The 4,570-nt window shown below is 62.6% G+C and carries 3 protein-coding genes and 1 pseudogene; 1 reads left to right on the top strand and 3 read right to left on the bottom strand.

Annotation, left to right across the window (positions count from 1 at the left end):
* Positions 1-35: 35 nt before the first annotated feature.
* Positions 36-1,433, bottom strand: coding sequence for a hypothetical protein (locus tag CCR79_RS12845; RefSeq protein WP_201173675.1), 1,398 nt, complete (start codon positions 1,431-1,433; stop codon positions 36-38).
* 1,319 nt (positions 1,434-2,752) lie between these two features.
* Here CCR79_RS12845 and CCR79_RS12840 point away from each other — a divergent pair.
* Positions 2,753-3,733, top strand: coding sequence for a hypothetical protein (locus CCR79_RS12840; protein ID WP_201173673.1), 981 nt, complete (start codon positions 2,753-2,755; stop codon positions 3,731-3,733).
* Positions 3,734-3,788: 55 nt separating this feature from the next.
* Here CCR79_RS12840 and CCR79_RS12835 read toward each other — a convergent pair whose 3' ends face one another.
* The gene (locus tag CCR79_RS12835; RefSeq protein WP_201173670.1) at positions 3,789-4,139 is read right to left on the bottom strand and encodes an Rpn family recombination-promoting nuclease/putative transposase; all 351 of its coding nucleotides are present in this window, start codon (positions 4,137-4,139) and stop codon (positions 3,789-3,791) included.
* A 237-nt stretch (positions 4,140-4,376) separates the two neighbouring features.
* Positions 4,377-4,570: pseudogene (locus tag CCR79_RS12830) on the bottom strand (arsenic resistance protein); the annotation flags it as partial.

Genomic DNA, 4,570 nt, shown 5'->3' with positions numbered 1-4,570 from the left:
CATCACTCATCGATCTACATGCTCGGAGGTGAGAGCTACCGACTCAAGGAGAAGACCGCCGGCTGAGACCGGCAAGGTGGGTCAATTTTAATGTCCGCAAGTGGGTCCAAGACGGTGGCCATTGACACCGGAGGGCTCCCGGTGAGCAGGGCGATCGATGCGAGCAGCGCTGTCTCCCATCGCAGGCAGCGAGCCTCGTTGTCCTTCTTCCGCTCATGCTCCTCTGCTGCTGAGGCCTCGGTAAAGATGGACTCAAGGGTCTGGAGCAGGGTGCCGAGCTGGGCGAGGCGGATCCGGGTTGGCTCAATGCGCAGCCGCTGCGCTTCCATGGCAATGCGCCGTGCCATCCCTCGCGCCCGCGCGTAGACCGAGGAGAGTGGCGGTAATGCACCAAGATTGACGGGGGCTGAATGCGCTTCCTCTTCCTCGACCCCGAGCAGGGTGTTGAACGTGAGCTCGGCGCTTTCTGGGGCCTCGTATTCAGCCGGCGCGAGCCCGTTCATTTCAAGCTCCTCCTGAAGCTCCTTCGCCGGTGCCTGGCCGTGGGCGCGATAGCGCTCTGTGCCCCAGCTGCTGAGCAACAGATCGTCGTCGCTGTAGTACCAGTACCCGGAGTGGTCCGGGCCCATCCGATCCTGGTATCGCCGTGCCCGTGAGCGAGATGTACCGCCTCGGCCGCTACTAGGGTGGGTATCCTCGAAGACCTGGAGGGGGATGTCGTGCGCATCGGCGATAACTTCCGCGAAAGCGCCGATCGATTGTGAAGAAATGCCGCCGATCTCTCGGCGAGCGGTTCTGTGGAGATCTGCCTTGATACCCTTAAACTGGTAAGCGAGGTTTTCAGGGTCTTCGGCTGTGCCTTGGACCTCAAGGAGGAGCCAGCGTGCGTCCTTGGTATGCCCGTCGCGTACAAGCCGACTGGCATTGTAGAAGCGGCTCGGTGCACGGGGTGTGAGATCTTTCCGCCAGAAATGGATATGGGCAGCTAAGAGCTGAGCCTGGAGAGCCTGGTAAATCGATGCCTCGGGGCTATTGATGTTGTGGTAGATAAACCAAAGGGCGCACCAGACTGGGTGTGATCTCTTGTGGTGGTGAAGCGGTGGCCGGACCTCCTGCTTCTCTTTGATGCCCTTGGTCAGGTGCTCGGCGACTGCCCAAAAAGGATCTTCGGCGGGAATGCTTCGGATCGCCTCGACCCACTCTTCGATGATTTGTTGATCCTGTTCGTCCGGGAGGAGATGGGCAAAGTGGGGGGCGAGGGCCTCGAGGTTGCGCGTGATGGGGTACAGACCGACCAGGGAGTCGGGGCGCTGTAAAAGCGGCCGGGCCCGTTCGATCAGGGCATCCGGCTCCGTCTGTCCGTTACGGCGTAACGCCTGCCGTAGGTTGTCGATCTGCGGGTCGGTAAGCCGGACACGGTCAGGGGGCGTCATAGCGCCTTGCTCAATCTGCGCGGTGCTTGTGGTAGGCCGACAGCGATATCCCGAGGTACTGCGCGATCGCGGCGTGGGTCGGTGGCGTTGTCAGTAACGAAGAGGGGAGGTCGCCGTGATCGTAGGCGCTGGCCCACATGCGGGCTAGCTGCTTGGGCGGACGCTGCTCAATCGTTGGCGCTACCAGCGTATCGATCGCCTTCCTAAGACCGTCGATGTCCGCCGGCGCGTGTAGCGTAGGGACCTTCTCCTTGGCCGGTAAGCGTGCTTTTGCAATAGCGAGTGTGGACGTGCCGGCGACGACCCGGTAGGGCGCCTCGCTAGATGGCTCAACGAGGATCGGCCGCTGTAGGAGCAACTCGTGGATAGCATCACGAGACAACTCTACGGCTAGGGGGGACTGCTCGAGTCGGAGGGAGGGGTCGCCTCGCAGATCCTCGAGTCGGATCCATTCCCAGCGAGGTTTCCGGCGCGCGTGGTGGCTCATGCACAATGCTCTGACGACCTGAGGTTGTGCTCATATTGCCATCTCAGATGGAGACATCAAAGCGATCGTTTTTGCGCCCACCTTGACCAACTTCTGTCAGGCATGATGTGACCAAAGATGGCATTATATGAGATAACTATAATAAAGTCAGCTAGTTAGGGGGTTTATGGGGAGAGCGTCAGAGACCATGTCAAGGTGGCGCAACCAGCTGAGCTACGCGCCTGTCGATGTGCTGCGCATTCTAATCGTGTGCGGCGTGGAGTCAACCCCTGATTGTAACGCCTTGTTTTGTCAGTGCCTCCGCCGCTTTCGTGTTTCGCGGGCAGGGGCGTCTTCACTGCGGGAAAACATATCAGCGCCCTGATGTGTCGGTCCATCAAGCTGCTTGTGCCCATCTCGTGCCCAAATTGTGCCCGACTCGGGCCCGGGGTGACGCGGGCCTTCACCATAGGAGCTCTAGGACTGATCACCACCTTGTTCTGGGCCCTTCGCGGGGGGCGACTGTTCAGGGACGTACTCCGCGATTGGGCTTGACCCGCTGCAGTGGATACCTGACCGTTTGACCAGAGGAGGTATCCACCATGAGCCAGGACCGTCCCCCGTCGGAGTACCGGCAGAAGATCCTGGAGCTCGTCTGGCAGGGGCATGAGCCCGCGGAGCTGGCACGGGCGGGTACGGATCGCTGCCGGCGGTGAGAATGGCGTACCTTGGGTCTAACAATGTTTGAGGGACGGTGTCCCGGAGCTTGACCGGGCTCATGGTGCGCTGGGCAGCGCCGTCTCCGCAGTACGAGCCGCCCCGGTGCGGCACGCGAGCGAACGAGGAGCATTGAATGGGTAATGGCTACTCGCCTTCCAACGACGAACAGTCCTCGTCCATCGCCGCCATCCGCTCGGAGCTCGAGCGCGCACTCGGCGATCAGTCGTTTTCCTCCGAGCAGGAGCTTCAGGATGCCGTGGCGCAGAAGGTGGCGGAGCTCAATCAGTCGCCGGTGACCGATTTTCAGGGGCTCTCCCGAGAGCAGATGCACCGGCTTCTCCATGCGCCGTTCGACGCCCCGGATCTGGTGCGCTTCGCCGAGGGCATCGAGGCGCGCCCCGCTGCGACGGCGTTCCGGCTTCTGGAGGTCATTGTCGATGCGGCCGGCGAGGAAGGAATCAAGCTGACGGCTAAGGGAAACCTGCCGCGTGCTGTGGTCTTCGAGGCCAAGGAGGCGCTGAAGGCGGAAGGGCTCAAGCGGGAGTGGCTCCCCGGGGTGATCCGCAACGAAGACGACTTCCTCGAGCTCCACCTCATTAAGGTCACGGCCGGTCTGGCGCGGTTCATGCGCAAGGAGCGCGGCCGGCTCAAGGCGACCCGCGCAACGCAGAAGCGCTTTCGCAAGGGCGAGTGGGCGGCGATCTACCACGCGCTGCTCCAGGCCTACTGCCGTCAGTTCAACTGGGCCTATGCCGATGGGTGGCCCGATCTGAGGATCGTGCAGGATTCGTTCGCCTTCTTCCTGTATCTCCTCCACCGCTTCGGAGACGAGCCGCGGCCGGTCTCGTTCTACCAGCGATGCTTCTCGCAGGCCTTCCCGGCAGCCCTTCGGCAGGTTAACGAGGAAGAGGTACTGTTTCCGGGCGACTGTCCCGAGCGGATTGTGCACAACTGCTGGTCGGTCCGCATCGTACTGCGCTTCGCCATGCCTTTCGGGCTGATCGAGGAGGTTGGCGGTGAAAGCGACGTACCCTGGCTGAAGGGAGAGCCAGAGAGCTTGGTTATCCGCAGGAGCGCGCTCTACGACCGAGTGGTCTCCTGGGGACTCACGTGAGCCGACGGATGGTAAGTTCGCCGGCTGGGTCGGTCACGGGTTCTGGTGCTGGCGGCTAGTTGTCGGCGAAGGGTGCAGCGAGGGCTCGGAAGACGGCGCGAATGACCGGGTCCTCGGAGTACGGTTCGCTGCGATCATCAGCTCGTAAGTGGCGGACCTGGTAGCCGAAGTTGCGCTGAAGGTCACGTAGATCCTCATCGGCGTCGATGCACTCGAGCAACGAGAGTGGCACGGACCAGTCCGGCCTGCCGTTGTAGAGCACTAGGGGGATGATCGGCGGTAAGTGGCGATACCGATGCGCACGTTGCTGGGGCGTGTGCTCGGCGTGGCGTTGCCAGATCCGCTGCATGTACCCGAGCAGCTGTACCGGTGTGCTGGCGTCCGGCGCAGATTTGTGCTCGATCAACGATGTAGGCGGCCCGGCCGTCGCGAAGGCGAGCTTGGAAAAGGCGGTCGCTGTGTGATGGTTGCAGATTGGGGGATCGCCACCTTCGCCCTCCTGGTCTTCCTGATCGCCCATGTGTACATGGCCTCGACCATGGGCCGGCCCTGGTAACAGCACCTCAAGACGATGGTTACCGGCTATCACGAGGAGCGCGATTAGGGCGGCTCCCGCCGGCGGCGGAGGGGCGCCCCCTCCGCCTCATCCTCCACGCTCACCGGACTCGGCCGTATCCGTCTGGCGGGCCTGCCGGATCTCATCCTCGGGCGGGCCGAAGACCTTGCGCGTCAGGCGCACATACCAGGCGGCCGCCTGGACCTGGATGACGAAGGCGATCGCGATGACCAGGGCGGCATTCGCCCCCTCGGCGCCGAACGCGTTCATGGCGATCGCCA

Source organism: Halorhodospira halophila (assembly GCF_016653405.1).
Taxonomy (GTDB): domain Bacteria; phylum Pseudomonadota; class Gammaproteobacteria; order Nitrococcales; family Halorhodospiraceae; genus Halorhodospira; species Halorhodospira halophila_A.
Note: the sequence above shows the minus strand (reverse complement) of the source record. Positions and strands in the feature narration are given on the sequence as shown.